The 16,827-nt window shown below is 69.1% G+C and carries 16 protein-coding genes and 1 tRNA gene; 6 read left to right on the top strand and 11 right to left on the bottom strand.

The genetic code is table 11. The features are described from left to right. Window positions 1-81: 81 nt before the first annotated feature. The 4 genes from tig to M2165_RS20410 form a co-directional block, all read right to left on the bottom strand. Window positions 82-1,398: a trigger factor gene (tig, locus tag M2165_RS20425; RefSeq protein WP_280816412.1), complete on the bottom strand. Its 1,317-nt coding sequence runs from the start codon at window positions 1,396-1,398 to the stop codon at window positions 82-84. 26 nt (window positions 1,399-1,424) lie between these two features. Then, a tRNA-Leu gene (locus M2165_RS20420) sits at window positions 1,425-1,511 on the bottom strand. 150 nt (window positions 1,512-1,661) lie between these two features. Beyond that, window positions 1,662-4,862: an efflux RND transporter permease subunit gene (locus M2165_RS20415; protein ID WP_280816411.1), complete on the bottom strand. Its 3,201-nt coding sequence runs from the start codon at window positions 4,860-4,862 to the stop codon at window positions 1,662-1,664. Continuing rightward, entirely contained in the window at window positions 4,859-6,055 is a 1,197-nt protein-coding gene (locus M2165_RS20410) for an efflux RND transporter periplasmic adaptor subunit (RefSeq protein ID WP_280816410.1), read from the bottom strand. Before M2165_RS20410 ends, M2165_RS20415 begins: the two co-directional genes overlap by 4 nt. A gap of 96 nt (window positions 6,056-6,151) precedes the next feature. Here M2165_RS20410 and hpnC point away from each other — a divergent pair, with 96 nt between their 5' ends. Genes hpnC through M2165_RS20385 form a run of 5 tightly spaced genes read left to right on the top strand, consistent with a single transcriptional unit; the run spans window position 6,152 to window position 9,896 of the window. Next, window positions 6,152-7,108 carry a squalene synthase HpnC gene (hpnC, locus tag M2165_RS20405; RefSeq protein ID WP_280816409.1) on the top strand — a complete coding sequence of 319 codons (957 nt, stop codon included), beginning with the start codon at window positions 6,152-6,154 and terminating at the stop codon, window positions 7,106-7,108. Further along, on the top strand, window positions 7,105-7,944 hold the full coding sequence (hpnD, locus tag M2165_RS20400) for a presqualene diphosphate synthase HpnD (protein WP_280816408.1): 840 nt from the start codon (window positions 7,105-7,107) through the stop codon (window positions 7,942-7,944). The genes hpnC and hpnD overlap by 4 nt, the downstream gene beginning before the upstream one ends. 43 nt (window positions 7,945-7,987) lie before the next feature. Then, entirely contained in the window at window positions 7,988-9,244 is a 1,257-nt protein-coding gene (gene hpnE, locus M2165_RS20395; RefSeq protein ID WP_280816407.1) for a hydroxysqualene dehydroxylase HpnE, read from the top strand. Continuing rightward, window positions 9,241-9,543 (top strand): hypothetical protein, encoded by a 303-nt coding sequence (locus tag M2165_RS20390; RefSeq protein ID WP_280816406.1) that lies wholly within the window; start codon window positions 9,241-9,243, stop codon window positions 9,541-9,543. The genes hpnE and M2165_RS20390 overlap by 4 nt, the downstream gene beginning before the upstream one ends. A gap of 47 nt (window positions 9,544-9,590) precedes the next feature. Continuing rightward, window positions 9,591-9,896 (top strand): NIPSNAP family protein, encoded by a 306-nt coding sequence (locus tag M2165_RS20385; protein ID WP_280816405.1) that lies wholly within the window; start codon window positions 9,591-9,593, stop codon window positions 9,894-9,896. Between the two features lie 3 nt (window positions 9,897-9,899). Here the strand turns inward: M2165_RS20385 and M2165_RS20380 are convergent, their stop codons facing one another. Then, window positions 9,900-10,631, bottom strand: coding sequence for an HAD-IA family hydrolase (locus M2165_RS20380; RefSeq protein WP_280816404.1), 732 nt, complete (start codon window positions 10,629-10,631; stop codon window positions 9,900-9,902). A gap of 15 nt (window positions 10,632-10,646) precedes the next feature. Here M2165_RS20380 and hemH point away from each other — a divergent pair, with 15 nt between their 5' ends. Next, window positions 10,647-11,696 carry a ferrochelatase gene (gene hemH, locus M2165_RS20375; RefSeq protein WP_280816403.1) on the top strand — a complete coding sequence of 350 codons (1,050 nt, stop codon included), beginning with the start codon at window positions 10,647-10,649 and terminating at the stop codon, window positions 11,694-11,696. Here hemH and M2165_RS20370 read toward each other — a convergent pair. From M2165_RS20370 to M2165_RS20345, 6 genes are all read right to left on the bottom strand, one after another. Beyond that, window positions 11,678-12,184, bottom strand: a complete 507-nt coding sequence (locus M2165_RS20370) for a DUF1993 domain-containing protein (RefSeq protein WP_280816402.1) — start codon at window positions 12,182-12,184, stop codon at window positions 11,678-11,680. The genes hemH and M2165_RS20370 overlap by 19 nt on opposite strands. A gap of 53 nt (window positions 12,185-12,237) precedes the next feature. Continuing rightward, window positions 12,238-13,110, bottom strand: a complete 873-nt coding sequence (locus tag M2165_RS20365; RefSeq protein ID WP_280816401.1) for an alpha/beta hydrolase — start codon at window positions 13,108-13,110, stop codon at window positions 12,238-12,240. After that, on the bottom strand, window positions 13,107-14,171 hold the full coding sequence (locus M2165_RS20360) for a branched-chain amino acid ABC transporter permease (RefSeq protein WP_280816400.1): 1,065 nt from the start codon (window positions 14,169-14,171) through the stop codon (window positions 13,107-13,109). The genes M2165_RS20365 and M2165_RS20360 overlap by 4 nt, the downstream gene beginning before the upstream one ends. A gap of 151 nt (window positions 14,172-14,322) precedes the next feature. Beyond that, the gene (locus M2165_RS20355; RefSeq protein WP_280816399.1) at window positions 14,323-15,306 is read right to left on the bottom strand and encodes a branched-chain amino acid ABC transporter permease; all 984 of its coding nucleotides are present in this window, start codon (window positions 15,304-15,306) and stop codon (window positions 14,323-14,325) included. Then, window positions 15,303-16,034: an ABC transporter ATP-binding protein gene (locus tag M2165_RS20350; protein ID WP_280816398.1), complete on the bottom strand. Its 732-nt coding sequence runs from the start codon at window positions 16,032-16,034 to the stop codon at window positions 15,303-15,305. Before M2165_RS20350 ends, M2165_RS20355 begins: the two co-directional genes overlap by 4 nt. Next, window positions 16,031-16,795, bottom strand: a complete 765-nt coding sequence (locus M2165_RS20345; RefSeq protein WP_280816397.1) for an ABC transporter ATP-binding protein — start codon at window positions 16,793-16,795, stop codon at window positions 16,031-16,033. Before M2165_RS20345 ends, M2165_RS20350 begins: the two co-directional genes overlap by 4 nt. Window positions 16,796-16,827 lie beyond the last annotated feature (32 nt).

Raw genomic sequence — 16,827 nt, 5'->3', positions numbered from 1 at the left:
GGGTTTTCGACTGTACGCCTGAGTGAAATGGGGCTCGTGCCGCAAAGCACAAGCCCCATTCGCATAGCGGGCGGCGGCGGATCAGCCCTGCTGCTGCGCCATCAGTTCGTCGAAGGTCACCGACTTTTCCTTGACCTTGGCCTTGCCGAGCACGAAGTCGGTCACGTTGTTCTCGATGACGACGGCCTCGACCTCGGCCAGGCGGTTGTTGTCGCTGAAGTACCAGCGCACCACGTCGGCCGGGCGCTCGTAGCTGGCGGCGAGTTCGTCGACGTGGGCCTTGATCTGCTCGGGCTTGGCCTGCAGGTTGTTGGCACGCACGAGTTCGGCCACGACCAGGCCCAGGCGCACGCGGCGCTCGGCTTGCGGACGGAACACTTCCTCGGGGATCGGCGCCTTGTCGGCGTCCTTGATGCCGCGCTGCTTCAGCTCGGCGCGGGCGCCTTCGACCATGCGGTTCACTTCGGCATGCACGCTGGCGTTCGGGAGGTCGAGCTCGGCGTTGGCGACCAGGGCGTCCATCACGGCGTTCTTGTTGCGCGCGAGCAGGCGGAACTTGACTTCGCGCTCGAGGTTCTTCTTGATGTCGGCGCGCAGGCCTTCGACCGTGGCGTCGGGGATGCCGAGCGACTTGGCGAGCTGTTCGTTGACTTCGGGCAGGTGCGAGGCTTCGATCTTCTTCACGGTGACCATGAAGTCGGCCTGCTTGCCGGCCACGTCCTTGCCGTGGTAGTCGGCCGGGAACGACAGCGGGAAGGTGCGGCTGTCGCCGGACTTCATGCCGCGCACGGCGTCTTCGAATTCCTTAAGCATCTGGCCTTCGCCGACCACGAACTGGAAGTCCTCGGCCTTGCCGCCCTGGAACGGCTCGCCGTCGATCTTGCCCTCGAAGTCCACCGTCACGCGGTCGCCGTCCTGGGCCACGGCGTCCTGCGCGCGCTGTGCGAAGGTGCGGCGCTGCTTGCGCAGGATCTCGAGCGTCTTGTCGATGGCCTCGTCGCCCACTTCGGCCGAGAGCTTCTCGACCTCGGCATTCGACAGGTCGTTGATCTTGACTTCAGGGAACACCTCGAACACCGCGTCGAAGGCGAGCTGGCCTTCGGGCGACTCTTCCTTCTCGGTGATGCGCGGCTGACCGGCCACGCGCAGCTTGGCTTCGTTGGCGGCCTGGGAGAAGGCTTCGCCGACCTTGTCGTTCATGACCTCGTAGTGCACCGAGTAGCCGTAGCGCTGGGCGACCACGTTCATCGGCACCTTGCCGGGCCGGAAACCATCCATCTTGACGGTGCGCGCGAGCTTCTTGAGGCGCGAATCGACTTCGGACTGGATGAGGCCGACCGGCAGGGTCAGCGTGATCTTGCGCTCGAGCTTCTCGAGGGTTTCAACGGTCACGGTCATGGTGTCTTCCTTGTGAGGGGTGTGGCTGGTGCGCGGGGCCGGACTCGAACCGGCACGTTCTTGCGAACGTCAGGACCTAAACCTGGTGCGTCTACCAATTTCGCCACCCGCGCTATTGCCATTTTTCAGGTGAATGCAAAAGCGGACGGCCTTCCGGCGCCGCGGGATGCCCGCTGGCCGAAGACCGTCCGCTTGAAATCGGTCAACCGCGTATTTTAGTCGCAAAGTTCGGGCCTTCCGGCCGCGAACCGTGCGGGCTTTCTTCAGGCCGGCTGCGAATGCAGCGGCGCGCTGGGCGCGGCGTCCGGGTCCGCATCCGCGGGCGACCCGGGTTCGCGCTTCACCCGGAACGCCGCCGCATACATCGCCGGCAGCGCGAGCAGCGTCAGCACGGTGGCAACGATCAGCCCGCCCATGATGGCCACCGCCATCGGTCCCCAGAACACGCTGCGCGAGAGCGGGATCATCGCGAGCACCGCCGCCGCCGCGGTCAGCACGATCGGCCGCAGCCGGCGCACCGCCGACTCGACGATCGCGTTCCAGGCCGGCACGCCGGCCGCGCGGTCGTGCTCGATCTGGTCGATCAGGATCACCGCGTTGCGCTGGATCATGCCCATGAGCGCGATCACGCCCAGCAACGCCACGAAGCCGAACGGCCGGTTCAGCAGCAGCAGCGCGCCCGCCACGCCGGCGATGCCCATCGGCCCGGTGATGAACACCAGCAGCGAGCGGCTGAAGCTGTGCAGCTGCAGCATCAGCAGCGTGAACACCAGGAACAGCATGATCGGCACGCCCGCGACGATCGAGGCCGAGCCCTTGCTGCTTTCCTCGACCGCGCCGGCCACCTCGATGCGGTAGACGCCCTGCCCGGCCGCATGCCAGCCGGCCTCGAGCTTGCGCAGTTCGGGCAGCAGCTGCTCGGTCACGGTGGCGCCCTGCAGGCCCTCGACCACGTCGCCCTGCACCGTGATCGCGTAGTTGCGGTTCTCGCGCCACATCACGCCGGGCTCCCAGGTGAACACCGGGCGCGCGATCTGCGTGAGCGGGATCGAACGGCCCGAGGCCGTGGGCAGGTATGCGTTACCGATGTCCGAGATCGCCTCGCGCTCGTCCGCCGACTGGCGCAGCACGATATCGATCAGCAGGTCGTTCTCGCGGTACTGCCCGACGGTGGTGCCCGAGAACATCGTGCGCGAGGCCTGCGCGATGGCCTGGCTGGTCACGCCGAGCGCGCGCGCCTTGGCCTGGTCGATCTCGAGCCGGATCACCTTGACCGATTCGTTCCAGTTGTCGTTCACGCCGCGCATGTTGGCGTTCTCGCGCAGCACGGCCTTGACCTCGTCGGCATGCGTGCGCAGTTGGGCCGGGTCGGTGCCGATCACGCGGAACTGCACCGGGTACGGCACCGGCGGCCCGTTGGGCAGCAGCTTCACGCGGCCGCGCACCTCGGGGAACTCCTGCGCGAGCATCGCGGGCAGCGAGATGCGCAGCTTCTCGCGCACCTTCAGGTCGCTCGCGAGCACGATGAACTGCGACACGTTGCTCTGCGGGAACACCTGGTCCAGCGGCAGGTAGAAGCGCGGCACGCCCGAGCCGACCCAACTGCTGACCGTCTTCACGCCCGCCTGCTGCATCATGCGCTGCTCGACCCGCTTGGCGACCTCTTCGTTGGCCGCGAACGAGGTGCCTTCGGGGAACCAGATGTCCACGAGGATCTCGGGCCGGCTCGAATCGGGGAAGAACTGCTGCTGCACCTTGCCCATGCCGACGATGCCGAGCGCGAAGATCAGGACCGTGGCGCCGATGGTCATCCAGCGGTGCTGCACGCACCAGTCCACGGTACGGCGGAAACGGTTGTAGAACGGGGTGTCGAACAGCTCGTGCGGCGGCGCGTCCGGGTCGTGCGGCTTCACCTTGAGCAGCAGCGTGCCGAGGTAGGGCACGAAGTACACCGAGACGATCCACGAGAGCACGAGCGCGATCACCGTCACCGCGAAGATCGCGAAGGTGTATTCGCCCGTCACCGACTTCGCGATGCCGATCGGCAGAAAGCCCGCGGCCGTGATCAGCGTACCGGTCAGCATCGGCTTGGCCGTGACGTCGTAGGCGAAGGTGGCGGCGCGCACCTTGTCGTAGCCCTCCTCCATCTTCCGCACCATCATCTCGACCGCGATGATCGCGTCGTCCACCAGCAGGCCGAGCGCGATGATCAGCGAGCCGAGCGATATCTTGTGCAGGCCGATGCCGAAGTAGTTCATGGCCAGGAAGGTCACGGCCAGCACCAGCGGGATCGTGATCGCCACCACCAGGCCGGGCCGCATGTCGATGTACCAGCCGAAGCGCCCGCCCTTGTGCAGCCCGAGCGAGATGATGCTCACCGCCAGCACGATCGCCACCGCCTCGATCAGCACGCCGACGAATTCGTTGACCGAACTGGCCACCGCCACCGGCTGGTCCTGCACCTGCGCGAGCTTGACGCCCGCGGGCAGCTGCTGGTCGATCTGCACGGTCGCGGCACGCAGTGCCTCGCCGAGCGCGATGATGTCGCCGCCCTTGGCCATCGAGACCCCGAGCGCGATCACTTCCTTGCCCTGGTGGCGCACCTTGACCGCGGGCGGATCGACGTAGCCACGGCGGATCTCGGCGATGTCGCCGAGCCGCAATTGATTGCCCGAGCTGCCGCGGATCGGCATCTCGCGCAGTTGCTCGACGCTCGTGAACTGGCCGCCCACGCGCACCTGCACCACGTCGAGCGGCGACTGGATCGCGCCCGCGCTCTCCACCGCGTTCTGCGAGCCGAGCTGCTGCAGCACCGCGTTGAAGTCGAGCCCGAGCTGCGCCAGGCGCTTCTGCGAGATCTCGATGTAGACCTTCTCGTCCTGCACGCCGAACTGCTCGACCTTGGCCACGTCCTTCACGCGCAGCAACTGCTGGCGCACGTCGTCGGCCATGGACTTGAGCTCGGCGTAGCTGAAGCCCTCGCTCTCGAGGGCGTAGATCACGCCGTAGACGTCGCCGAACTCGTCATTGAAGAACGGCCCCTGCACGCCCGGCGGCAGCGTGGCGCGCATGTCGCCGATCTTCTTGCGCACCGTGTACCAGACGTTCGCCACCTCGCCGGGCTTGGACGAGTCCTTGATGTTGAAGATGATCTGCGACTCGCCCGGCTTGGAATAGCTGCGGATCTTGTCCGCATAGGGCGCCTCCTGCAGCGTGCGCTCGAGCTTGTCGGTCACCTGCTCGGCCACCTGCTGCGCGGTCGCGCCGGGCCAGTAGGTGCGCACCACCATCGCGCGGAAGGTGAAGGGCGGATCCTCGTCCTGCCCGAGCTGGAAATAGGCGAAGGTGCCCAGCACCATCAGCACCACCATCAGGTAGCGCGTGAGCGGCGCGTGGTCCAGCGCCCATTTGGAGAGATTGAAGCCTGCGGGCTTGCCGTTGGTGGTGGCCGCGGGCTGCGTCATTTGGCGGCACCTGCTGCGGCTTCCTTCTTCGTCGCGGCGACCGGCACCGCGGGCTGCTGCACAGGCGCCTTCGCGTTGGCGGCCATGGCGGCCGCCTCCTTCGACTGGTAGATCGTGACCTTCTGGCCCGGCGAGAGCACGTGCACGCCGGCGGCCACGACCATCATGCCCGGCGAGAGCCCGGCGCTGATCACTGCCTCGTTGCCGTCAGCCGTCGCCACCTGCACCGGCTGCGAGCGGACCGTCATGGTCGACTTGTCGAGCACCCAGACCGCCGTGCCCTTGCCTTCCTGGCGCAGCGCGCTGGTCGGCAGCTTGATGACCGGGTTGCCCGCACGCGCGAGCGCCTGCGGCCGCGCATAGACCGTGGCGCCCAGCGCAGGCGCGTCGGCCGCGTCGATCGCCACCTTGACGGTGTAGGTCCGCGTGACCGCGTCGGCGCTGGCGGCGACTTCGCGCACCTGGCCCTCGAGCTCGCTGCCGCCCGACCAGCCGCGCACCGTCACCGGCGTGCCGGGCTTGATGAGGCCGGCGCGGTCCTCGGGCACCGCGAACACCACGTCGCGCGCGCCGTCCTGCGCGATGCGCACCACCGGCGTGCCGGCCTGCACCACCTGCCCCGGCTCGGCCTCGACGGCCGTGACGACGCCCGCCACGTCGGCCACCAGCGTGGTGTAGCTCGCCTGGTTGCCCTGCGACGTCAGTTGCGCCTGCGCCTGCTCGAACTGGGCCTGCGCGGCCTTCCAGGTCGATTCGCGGCGCTCGAGCTCGGCGCCGCTGATGAAGTTCTGTTCGCGCAGCTCGCGGTAGCGCTTCAGGTCGGCGGCCGCGAGGTCGCGGTTGGTCTGCGCCGCGGCCAGCTGCGCACGCGCCGCTTCGGCCGCGAGCCGGTAGTCCTGCGGATCGAGCTGCGCAAGCGCCTGGCCCGCCTGCACATGCTGGCCCAGTTCGGCCTGCCGCTTCGTGATCTTGCCCGCGACGCGGAAGCCCAGGCGCGACTCCACCCGCGCGCGCACCTCGGCCGAAAACTCGGGCTGGGTGTCGAACTCGCTCGTTCCCACGGTCACGAGCTTGACCGCGCGGACCGGCTCCTCGGCGGGTTGGGACTGCGAACAGCCGGCCAGGAACAAGGCGGGAAGCAGCAGCCAGGCGGCGCTGCGCACGAGGGGGGAAAGGCCGGAAGAGGCGGTCATGAGGCACCCAGGAAAAGGTCGAACCGGGCCATTACTGACCCACCGGTTAGTAATCTAGGGTAAACCTCAGGCACTGTCAATCGCGGCGACGCGGCAATGGACGATGGCGGAGGCGTGCCGCGCCTCGCGGACAATCGCCGCGTGTCCGCACCATCCCCCACCGCCGCGCCCCCCGCGCACTACGAAAACTTTCCCGTGGCCTCCTGGCTGTGCCCGCCGCATCTGCGCGCGCCGATCGCCGCGATCTACCACTTCGCCCGCACCGCCGACGACATCGCCGACGAGGGCGATGCCTCCCCCGACGAGCGGCTCGCCGACCTGCATGCCTACCGGCAGGAGCTCGCCGCCGCGGCGCAGGGCGGCGTGCGCGCCGATTCGCGCTGGCCGCAGGTGTTCGCGCCGCTGGTGCACGAGATGGCGCGCTTCTCGCTGCCCGAGGCGCTGCTCGCCGACCTGCTGAGCGCCTTCGTGCAGGACATCGAGAAGACCCGCGACCGCGGCAGCTACGCGGACCGCGCCGAGCTGCTCGACTACTGCCGCCGCTCCGCCAATCCGGTCGGCCGGCTGCTGCTGCACCTGTACGGCGTGCACGACCCGGAGGCGCTGGCACAGAGCGACGCGATCTGCAGCGCGCTGCAGCTGATCAATTTCTGGCAGGACCCGAGCGTGGACCTGCCGCGCGAGCGCTTCTATTTCCCGCTCGCCGACTGCGCACGGCGCGGCCTGGCGCGCGAGCACTTCAAGGTATTCCAGCCGCTGGCCGACGCGCCGCCGCCGCAGGAGGCGATCAACCTGGTCGCGGTCGAGAGCGCCTGGGCGCGCGAACTCATGATGCAGGGCGCACCGCTGGTGCACCGGCTGCCGGGCCGCGCGGGCTGGGAACTGCGCTTCGTGGTCCAGGGCGGGCTGCGCATCCTCGACAAGATCGAGGATCTGGGCTTCGACACCTTCTCGCAGCGCCCGAAGATCACCCGGTTCGACGCGCCCCTGCTCGCCTGGCGCGCGCTGCGGATGCGGAGACAATGGCCGCCCATGAAAGCGCTCCATCGATGAATCCCGAGCAATACGTCCAGGACAAGGCCGCCGCCTCGGGCAGCAGTTTCTATTACGCGTTCCTGTTCCTGCCCAAGCCGCGGCGCGCCGCGATCACCGCCTTCTACGCCTTCTGCCGCGAGATCGACGACGTGGTCGACGAGGTCAGCGACCCCGGCGTGGCCGCGACCAAGCTCGCCTGGTGGCGCACCGAGGTGGCGCAGTCCTTCGCCGGCACCCCGCGCCATCCGGTCATGCAGGCCCTGATGCCGCACGCCGCGACCTACGGCATCGAGGCCCGCCAGCTCGACGAGGTGATCGACGGCTGCCAGATGGACCTCGACCAGACGCGCTACCTCGACTTCCCCGGCCTCGCGCGCTACTGCCACCTGGTGGCCGGCGTGGTGGGCGAAGTCGCGGCCCGCATCTTCGGCCAGAGCGACGCCGGCACCACCGCCTACGCGCACAAGCTCGGCCTCGCGCTGCAGCTCACCAACATCATCCGCGACGTGGGCGAGGACGCGATGCGCGGACGCATCTACCTGCCGGTCAACGAACTGCAGCAGTTCGACGTGAAGGCGCACGAGATCCTCAACCGCGTGCACTCGGACCGCTTCGTCGCACTGATGAAGTTCCAGGCCGCCCGCGCGCACGCCGCCTACGACGACGCCCTCGCGCGGCTGCCCGCCGCCGACCGGCGCGCGCAGAAGCCCGGGCTCATGATGGCGAGCATCTACCGCACGCTGCTGCGCGAGATCGAGCGCGACGACTTCCAGGTGCTCCACCAGCGCGTGAGCCTGACGCCGGTGCGCAAGTTCTGGCTGGCGTGGAAGGTGCAGGCGCTCGGGCGGATATGAGCATGCCGCCCGCGGCCGCGGGACTCGTCCGGATGCACCGTTCATGAAGACCGCCATCGTCGGCGCCGGCTGGGCCGGCCTGGCCTGCGCGGTCGAGGCCGTGCGTCTGGGCCACGCCGTCACGTTGTTCGAGGCGGCCCCCACCGCCGGCGGCCGCGCGCGCCGTGTCGACCACATGCACGGCATGGCGCTCGACAATGGCCAGCACATCCTGATCGGCGCCTACACCGCCACGCTGACGCTGATGCGCGAACTGGGCGTGGACCCGGAGCGCACGCTGCTGCGAATGCCGCTGTCGCTGCGCTTCGCCGATGGCGGCGGCCTGGCACTGCCGAAGTTGCCGCCGCCCTTCGACCTGCTGGCCGGCATCGTCACCGCACGCGGCTGGACCTGGCGCGACAAGGCCGCGTTGCTGCGCACCGCCACGCGATGGCGGCTTGCGGGTTTCCGCTGCGATGCCGACACCACCGTGGCCGCGCTCTGCGCCGGCCTCACGCAGCGCGTGATGCAGGAACTGATCGAGCCGCTCTGCGTCTCGGCGCTCAACACGCCGGTCGCGCAATCGAGCGGGCAGGTGTTCCTGCGCGTGCTGAACGACGCGCTCTTCAGCGGCCGCGGCGGTGCCGACCTGCTGCTGCCGCGCACCGACCTCGGCGCGCTGCTGCCCGATGCAGCGCTCGCCTGGCTGGCGCGGCACGGCGCCGCGCTGCGCATCGGCACGCGCGTGCGCACGATCGCGCCCGCGGGCGGACGCTGGCAGGTCGATGGCGAAAGCTTCGACCGCGTGGTCCTGGCCTGCGCGCCCTGGGACGCCGCCCGGCTCGTGCGCGCCGCAGGCGTGCCGGCCGAGCACTGGTGCACCGCCGCCGAGGCGTTGCGCTTCGAGGCCATCGCCACCGTCTACCTGTGCGGCGCCTCGCCGCTCGCGGCGCCGATGCTCGCGCTGCGCAGCGACCCCGCGCGCGCGCCGGCGCAGTTCGTGTTCGATCGCGGCCAGCTCGGCGGCCCGGAGGGCGTGCTCGCGATGGTCGTCAGCGCCAACGCCACGGCGCGCGAAACGCTCGAGCGGCAGACGCTCGCGCAGGCCGACTGGCAGCTCGGCCAGTCGGGCCTGCAGATCGTGCAGACCGTGGTCGAGAAGCGCGCCACTTTCGCCTGCCTGCCCGGCCTCGCGCGCCCGCCGATGGCGATCGCGCCGGGCCTTGCGGCCTGCGGCGACTACATCGAAGGCCCCTACCCTGCTACGCTCGAAGGCGCCGTCCTCAGCGGACTGGCGGCCGCGCGCGCCACCCCACCATGACTGCCCTGCGATACCTCGATTTCGACTACAGCGAAGACACCGAAGGCCACGGCACCTTCGACGCCATGGCCACCACCGCGCCCGCCAAGACGAGCGAAGTGCTCGCCGAGGTCGCCCACGTGCTGGCCTGGGCGGACAGCGCCTTTCCCGATGCACGCGGCCCGCTCGACGATGGCAACCGCTGGGACTTCGACCTGCAGCAGACGCGCGAGGCGCCCGATCTCGACACCGTGACCTTCTCGCTCGGCGGCACCGCGGATTTCTGCGCCGCGCTGCGCGAGCGGTTCGGACTCGACTGAGGCAGTCCTCCGGCGCCGCCGCTCCCCCTTCTTTTTGGAGAACCGACATGGTCACCTGCTACCTGCGCTACATCGTCGATCCCTACAAGCTCAAGGAATTCGAACACTACGGCAAGCTGTGGATCCCGCTGGTCGAGAAGTTCGGCGGCCGGCACCACGGCTACTTCCTGCCGTCGGAAGGCGCGAACAACGTGGCGCTCGCGATGTTCAGTTTTCCGAGCCTCGCGGCCTACGAGACCTACCGCAGCGATTCGATGCAGGACGCCGAATGCCAGGCCGCATTCCGCTATGCCGAAGAGACCCGCTGCATCCTCAGCTACGAGCGCAGCTTCTTCCGGCCGGTGTTCGCGTAGCGCTCAGGCGCCGAGCGCCACGCACAGCGCGTGCAGGTTCGGCACGATCAGCTGCGGGCGCGCCCCGTGCGCCCACGGCCGCTCGTCGCGCACGAGCCACGCGGCCTGCATGCCGGCGTTGAGGGCGCCGACCACGTCGAGCTCGGCGTCGTCACCCACGTGCAGCACGTCCTTGGGCAGCAGCCCGACCGATGCCGCCGCGGCGCGGAAGATCGGCGCATGCGGCTTGCCGCTGCCGAAGGCGCGCGCGTTGAAGGCGGTGCGGAACCAGCGTCCGACACCCGTCTGGTGGATGTCGGCGTTGCCGTTGGAAATGGCGACCAGCGGATAGCGCTCGCTGAGCCACTTGAGCGCAGGCAGCGCATCGTCGTACAGCGTCACGCGCTGGCGTTCGGCAAAGAAGGCGTCGAAGGCCGGGTCGGCGAGCGCCGGGTCTTCCCCCGCGTGGCGCAGCGCGGTGCGGATCGATTCGCGGCGCAGCGCGCTGAGGTCGTGCGCCAGGTCCGAACGCTCCTTGGCGGTGGCCTCGCGCAACTGGCGCAGCACGCCCGGCGTGACCAGCAGCGCGGCGGTCTTGGGCGCCTCGCGCAGCAGCCACTGGTGCAGCACCGCCTCGGCGCGTTCGATGGTCGGCCAGATCGGCCAGAGGGTGTCGTCCAGGTCGAGCGAGATCGCGGAAATGCGCTGGATGTCGAGGGGCTCTGCGTTCGCGAGCGCCGAGGAGGCGGAGGTCATGCCCGAGAATATCGCATGCCTCAAGACCCCGGGAACCACGCTTCCATCCCCTCGCGCACCGCCGTTCTCTGGTGCAACCTGGGCTCGCCCGATGCCCCCACCGCCGCGGCCGTCCGCCCCTACCTCGCGGAGTTCCTGGGCGACCCGCGCGTGGTCGAGATTCCCCGGCTGCTCTGGGCGCCGATCCTGTACGGCGTCATCCTGCGCACCCGGCCTGCCAAGTCGGCCGCCAAGTACGCGAGCATCTGGATGCCCGAGGGTTCGCCGCTCAAGGTGTGGACCGAGAAGCAGGCCACGCTGCTCGCGGGCTGGCTCGGCGAGCGCGGCCATCGGCTGACGGTGCGCGACGCGATGCGCTACGCCAGCCCCTCGATCGCCTCGCGCCTCGATGCGCTCCAGGCCGCGGGCGTGTCGCGCGTGCTGGTGCTGCAGGCCTACCCGCAGTATTCGGCCACCACCACCGCGAGCGTGCTCGATGCCGTGGCCGACTGGAGCCGCGGGCAGCGGCGCATCCCGGAGTTCCGCTTCGTCAATGACTACCACGACGATCCCGGCTACATCGAAGCCCTCGCGCTGCGCATCGAGCAGCACTGGAAGACCGAAGGCCGCGGCGAAGTGCTGTTGATGAGCTTCCACGGCATTCCGGCGCGCAACATCGCGCTCGGCGATCCGTACCAGGTCCAGTGCCTCGAGACCGCGCGCCTGCTCGGCGGGCGGCTCGGGCTGCCGGAGGCGCAGTACCGCGTGACCTTCCAGTCGCGCTTCGGCCGCGCCAGGTGGCTCGAGCCCTACACCGAACCCACGCTGCGCGAACTCGGCGCGAGCGGCGTGAAGCGGGTCGACGTCGTGTGCCCCGGCTTCCCGGCCGACTGCCTCGAAACCCTCGAGGAGATCGCCATGGAGGGCCGCGAGGCCTTCCTGCATGCGGGCGGCCAGGCCTTCAGCTACATCCCCTGCCTCAACGACAGCCCGGCCTGGATCACCGCGCTCGCGGGCATCGCCGAGCGCAACCTCGCGGGCTGGCCGACCGCGCCGCCGGCCGAGGCTCAGAACCGGCCCAGATAGTCCAACTTTCCGATCGGCATGCCCTTGTGGCGCAGCACGCCGTAGGCGGTGGTCACGTGGAAGAAGAAGTTGGGCAGCGCGAACTGCAGCAGGTAGCGCTCGGCCGTGAAGTGCGCCTCGCCCTCGCGCGCCTTGATGGTCACGGGGCGGTCCTCATGGCCGTCGATCAGCGTGCGGTCCACGGTGGCCAGGAAATCCTGCGTCTTCGCGATGCGCGCGAACAGCTCGTCGTAGCTTTTCTCCTCGTCGGCAAAGCTCGGTGCCGTGATGCCCGCGATGCGCGCCACGCCGAGCTTCGACGCATCGCTCGCGCGCTGGATCTGGCCCGCGAGCGTGAGCATGTCGGGCGCGAGCCGCGCGTCCACCAGGGTCTGCGGATCGATGTCGTTGGCGCGGGCATGCGCCAGGCTCTTCTCGAGCAGGTGGGTGAGCTGGCCGAGCCCGCGCGAGAAAACCGGAACGGACAGGTCGTACATCGAAAGCGCCATGGTGTGCAGTCCTCGTGGTTGGATTGGGCGGCGATTGTCTCGCCGGCCTCCGCTCAGCGACGGGCGGCGCGGATAAACCCTTCGACCAGCTCCAGTTGTTCGGGCACGTTGAGCGCGGGCGCGTGGCCGCAACCCTCGATCTCGACCACCTTCAGCAGGCCGGCGGCCCCGGGTCCGCGCTGCTGCATCCGGGCGGTCACCGCGGGCAGCACCAGGTCCGATTCGGCGCCGCGCAGGCACAGCACGGGCACGTCGATGGCGTCGTAGTGCGGCCAGATCAGGTAGTCGTCGTCGTGCGCGCTGAACTGCCGGACCATGGCCGGGTCGTAGTGCGGCGTGACCCGGCCGTCGGACAGGCGGCGCGTGGAGCTTTCGGTCAGGCGGCGCCACTGCGCGTCGCTGAGCCAGCCGTAGGGCTTGTAGACGGTGCGGAAGAAGGCTTCGAGCTCGGCCACGGTGGCGAAGGCCGGCGGCTCGCCGGCATAGGCGCGGATCCGTTCGATCGCCGGCTGCGCGAGCTCGGGCGCGTTGTCGTTGAGCACCAGGCTGGCGATGCGCGCCTTCATGCGCGGCTCGAACAGGCCCGACGCGCAGACCGTACCGATCGCGCCGCCCATCGAGGTGCCGACCCAGTGCACGCTGTCGAGCGCCAGTTCGTCGCACAGCGCGGCCGCGAGGCGGGCATAGAACGAGAGCTTGTATTCCTCGTCGGGCCGCGCGCTCCACTGGCTCAGACCGCGGCCGATGGTGTCGGGGCAGATCACGCGGAAGCCGCGCACCGCGAAGTGCTGGGCGAGCTCGTCCATGTCGCGGCAGGTGCGCGCGAGGCCGTGCCAGGCGATGACCGCGGGCGCATCGGCCACGCCCCATTCGAGCCAGTGGACTTCGAGGCCCGCGAGCTGCGCATAGTTCGAACGTGGATTCATCGTGCCGCCCTCGCCCGCAGCTTGCCGACGATGCCGGTCGGGAAGTAGTACACCGAGAGCACGAACAGCACCCCCAGCCACAGCAGCCAGCGGTCGGGCGACAGCAGCGCCGCGAGCCACGGCAGCCCGCTCGCCGCCTCGCTGCCGACGCGCAACAGGTCCTGCAGGTAGCTCTGCGCCACCACGAACAGCACCGCGCCGATGGCCGCGCCGTAGACCGTGCCCATGCCGCCGATCACCACGATCAGCAGCACGTCGATCATGATCTCGAAGCTCAGCGAGGTGTCGGGCCCGTTGTAGCGCAGCCAGATGGCGAGCATCGCGCCCGCCAGCGTGGCGAACAGCGCCGACAGCACCGCGGCCGTGGTGCGGTAGACCACCACGCGGTAGCCGATCGCCTCGGCGCGGAACTCGTTCTCGCGGATCGCCTGCAGCACGCGGCCGAACGGCGAATTGACGATGCGCAGCAGCGCGAGCACCAGCACCACCGCGGTCACAAAGAGCAGGTAGTAGCACAGCAGCCGGCCGTCGAGCGAGACGCCGAGGAAGGGTTCCTCCGAGAACTCGAAGCTCGGCGACAGCAGCTCGGGCAGCTTGAAGGTGAGGCCGTCCTCGCCGCCCGTGAAGTCCGACAGCTGCGAGGCCAGCGTCTGGAAGGCCGAGGCCACGGCCAGCGTGATCATCGCGAAGAAGATCGCGCGCACCCGCAGCGAGAACAGCCCGATCGCGAGCGAGAGCACCAGCGAGATCGCGAGCGCGGCGCCGAGGCCCGCGAGCATCGCGCCCCAGTTCGGCCCGAGCCGCGAGGCCGAGATCGCGATGCCGTACGCGCCGATGCCGAAGAACATGGTGTGCGCGAAGCTCACGATGCCGGTGTAGCCCAGCAGCAGGTCGAAGCTCGCGACCAGCACCACGAACACCAGGATCTTGGCCGCGACGCTGAGCGCCTTCACCCCCGGAAAGATGAACGGCGCGAAGGCCAGCGCAAGGAACAGCGCCACCAGCAGCACCGCCAGCAGGCGGCTTTGGGGCATGTCGTTGGAAAGAATTCGTCTCAGCATGGGAAGGCTCTCGAATGCGGGAACGGGGACCGAACGCAGAAGAAATACAAAAGTCGCGCAGAAGTCGCAGAAGAAACCCTCAGATTTTTCTCGTCTCGCTTTTGCGACTTCTGCGAAACCTCCGCGTTCGGCTGTCCGATTTCGGCGGTCCTCATCGGTTCGCCACCGGATAAACGCCCTGCGGCCGCCACAGCAGCACCGCGACCATCAGGAAGATGCTCGCGAACTGCGTGAGCGTGGGCAGCAGGAAGCCGACGTAGTTCGTCATCAGCCCCACGAGCAACGCACCCAGCAGCGCACCGCCGGTCGAGCCCAGTCCGCCGATGATGATCACGATGAAGATCAGCACGTTGACCTGCGCGCCCATCTGCGGCACCAGGTTCTGCTGGAACAGCCCCCACATCACGCCGCCCAGGCCCGCGAGCGCGCTGCCCGCGACGAACACGCCCACGAACAGCCGGCCGATGCGGTAGCCGAGCGACTCCACCATCTCGCGGTCCTGCACGCCGGCGCGGATCAGCAGGCCGATCTTGGTGCGGCCCAGCGTCCAGGCGAGCAGCCCGAACACCACCACGCCCACCGCCACCGCGAGCAGCCGGTACTTGCTGATCGCCGCATCGCCCACCAGCAGCGAGCCGCGCAGCGCATCGGGCAGCGGCAGCGGCACCTGCGCGGGGCCCCAGATCACCTTGATGAGCTCCTCGCCGATGATCATGCCGCCCATGGTGATGAGGATCTGCTTCAGGTGCTGGCCGTAGACTGGCCGCACGATGAAGCGCTCGAAGGCCAGGCCCACGGCGCCCGCGGCCGCCATCGCCACCAGCATGGCCGGGAACACCGCCACCAGGTTGCGCCAGAGTTCCTGCGAGCCGGTCCAGTCGCCCATCAGCCCCAGCACGCTGCTCGCCACGAAGGCACCGAGCGCGATGAACACGCCGTGGCCGAAGTTCAGCACGTCCATGAGCCCGAACACCAGCGTGAGGCCCGAGGCGATGATGAAGACGATCATGCCCATCGCGAGGCCCGCGACCGTGAGCGTGAGCCAGGTCGAGAACGAGCCCGTGAGCGGCAGCGCGACGAGCGCGAGCACGGGCACGAGAAGCAGCGGCTTCCAGTCGAATTCCATGGTTTTCATAGCGCCAGTCCCAACAGCGACTGCTGCAGTTGCGAATCGGCGGAGAACGCCGCCATCGGGCCGCTGTGCACCACGCGGCCGTTGTCCATCACCGCGACGGTGTCGCCCAGCCGCTGGGCGAAGTGGATGTTTTGCTCCACCAGCAGCACGGTGACGCCGCTGCGCTTGAGCTCGGCGAACGCATCGATCATGTTGTTGATGATGGCCGGCGCGAGGCCCTTGCTGGGCTCGTCGACGATCAGCAGCTCGCGCGGCTCCACGATCGCGCGCGACACCGCGAGCATCTGCTTCTGCCCGCCCGAGAGCTTGCCGGCCGGATGGTTCCAGAACTTCTCGACCGCGGGGAAGAGCTGGAAGATCCACTTCAGGCGCGTGTCGTCGATCTGCGCAGCGTTCTTCGCGCCGCGCGCGGCGAGCAGCATGTTCTCCTTCACCGTGAGGTCGGAGAAGATTCCCATGTTCTCGGGCACGTAGGCGATGCCGAGTTCGGCGATCTGCGGCGTGCGCATCGCGGTGATGTCGCGCTCGCCGAAGCGCACCCTGCCCTGCGACGCATGCCACAGGCCGATGATGGTCCGCAGCGTGGTGGTCTTGCCCGCGCCGTTGCGGCCGAGCAGCATCGTGAGCTGGCCCCTCGGCACGACGAGGTCGACGCCGTGGAGGATGTGATAAGCCCCGATGTGCGTGTGCACGCCTTCGAGGGTCAACAGGTTCGTGCCGGCGCTCATGTGGCCTCCTTCGCAACGCCCAGGTAGGCCTCCTGCACCACCGGCGAGGCGATCACGGTGGCGGGATCGCCGTCGGCCACCAGCGTGCCGTTGTGCAGCACGATGATGCGGTCGGCCAGTTCGCGCACCACGTCCATCTTGTGCTCGACCAGCAGGATGGTCTTGGTGCGGTCCTTCTTGAGCCGGCGGATCAGGTCGAGGATGACGGGCGCCTCGGCCGCGTTCATGCCGGCCGTGGGTTCGTCGAACATGAACACCTTCGGCTCGAGCGCCATCAGGAGCGCCACTTCGAGCTTGCGCTGGTCGCCGTGCGGCAGGCTCGCCACCGTGGCGTGCTCGCGCGACTTCAGCGCCACCTCGGCGAGGATCTGGTCCGCGCGCTCGGTCAGGCCGCGGTGGTCGCTCCAGATGCTCCACAGGTTGAGCCCGCGCCGGTGCGCGCCTTCGCGCGTGGCCTGCACCGCGAGGCGCACGTTCTCCAGCACCGTGAGGTTGGGGAACAGGTTGGTGAGCTGGAAGGCCCGGCCCAGCCCCGCGCGCGTGCGCGCCGAGGGCGAGAGCCCCGAGAGCGGCTGCCCGTCGAGCCACACCGTGCCCGCACTCGCCTTGAGTTGGCCCGAGATCAGGTTGAAGTACGTGGTCTTGCCCGCGCCGTTCGGGCCGACGATGGCCGTCAGCGTGCCGGGCGCGAACGAACAGCTCACGCCGTTCACGGCCACGTGCCCGCCGAAGCGGATGGTCAGGTCGCGGGTCTCAAGCATCGTGGTTCATGAGGAATGAAAGATCGCAAAGA

The organism is Variovorax sp. TBS-050B (assembly GCF_029893635.1).
Lineage (GTDB): Bacteria > Pseudomonadota > Gammaproteobacteria > Burkholderiales > Burkholderiaceae_C > Variovorax.
The sequence above is the reverse complement of the archived record's forward strand: the minus strand, read 5'-3'. Positions and strand labels throughout refer to the sequence as shown.

Excerpts from the sequence above, each read along its gene's own strand:
- tig (WP_280816412.1), bottom strand. The coding sequence starts at position 1,398 with ATGACCGTGACCGTTGAAACCCTCGAGAAGCTCGAGCGCAAGATCACG.
- M2165_RS20415 (WP_280816411.1), bottom strand. The coding sequence starts at position 4,862 with ATGACGCAGCCCGCGGCCACCACCAACGGCAAGCCCGCAGGCTTCAAT.
- M2165_RS20410 (WP_280816410.1), bottom strand. The coding sequence starts at position 6,055 with ATGACCGCCTCTTCCGGCCTTTCCCCCCTCGTGCGCAGCGCCGCCTGG.
- hpnC (WP_280816409.1), top strand. The coding sequence starts at position 6,152 with ATGGACGATGGCGGAGGCGTGCCGCGCCTCGCGGACAATCGCCGCGTG.
- hpnD (WP_280816408.1), top strand. The coding sequence starts at position 7,105 with ATGAATCCCGAGCAATACGTCCAGGACAAGGCCGCCGCCTCGGGCAGC.
- hpnE (WP_280816407.1), top strand. The coding sequence starts at position 7,988 with ATGAAGACCGCCATCGTCGGCGCCGGCTGGGCCGGCCTGGCCTGCGCG.
- M2165_RS20390 (WP_280816406.1), top strand. The coding sequence starts at position 9,241 with ATGACTGCCCTGCGATACCTCGATTTCGACTACAGCGAAGACACCGAA.
- M2165_RS20385 (WP_280816405.1), top strand. The coding sequence starts at position 9,591 with ATGGTCACCTGCTACCTGCGCTACATCGTCGATCCCTACAAGCTCAAG.
- M2165_RS20380 (WP_280816404.1), bottom strand. The coding sequence starts at position 10,631 with ATGACCTCCGCCTCCTCGGCGCTCGCGAACGCAGAGCCCCTCGACATC.
- hemH (WP_280816403.1), top strand. The coding sequence starts at position 10,647 with ATGCCTCAAGACCCCGGGAACCACGCTTCCATCCCCTCGCGCACCGCC.
- M2165_RS20370 (WP_280816402.1), bottom strand. The coding sequence starts at position 12,184 with ATGGCGCTTTCGATGTACGACCTGTCCGTTCCGGTTTTCTCGCGCGGG.
- M2165_RS20365 (WP_280816401.1), bottom strand. The coding sequence starts at position 13,110 with ATGAATCCACGTTCGAACTATGCGCAGCTCGCGGGCCTCGAAGTCCAC.
- M2165_RS20360 (WP_280816400.1), bottom strand. The coding sequence starts at position 14,171 with ATGCTGAGACGAATTCTTTCCAACGACATGCCCCAAAGCCGCCTGCTG.
- M2165_RS20355 (WP_280816399.1), bottom strand. The coding sequence starts at position 15,306 with ATGAAAACCATGGAATTCGACTGGAAGCCGCTGCTTCTCGTGCCCGTG.
- M2165_RS20350 (WP_280816398.1), bottom strand. The coding sequence starts at position 16,034 with ATGAGCGCCGGCACGAACCTGTTGACCCTCGAAGGCGTGCACACGCAC.
- M2165_RS20345 (WP_280816397.1), bottom strand. The coding sequence starts at position 16,795 with ATGCTTGAGACCCGCGACCTGACCATCCGCTTCGGCGGGCACGTGGCC.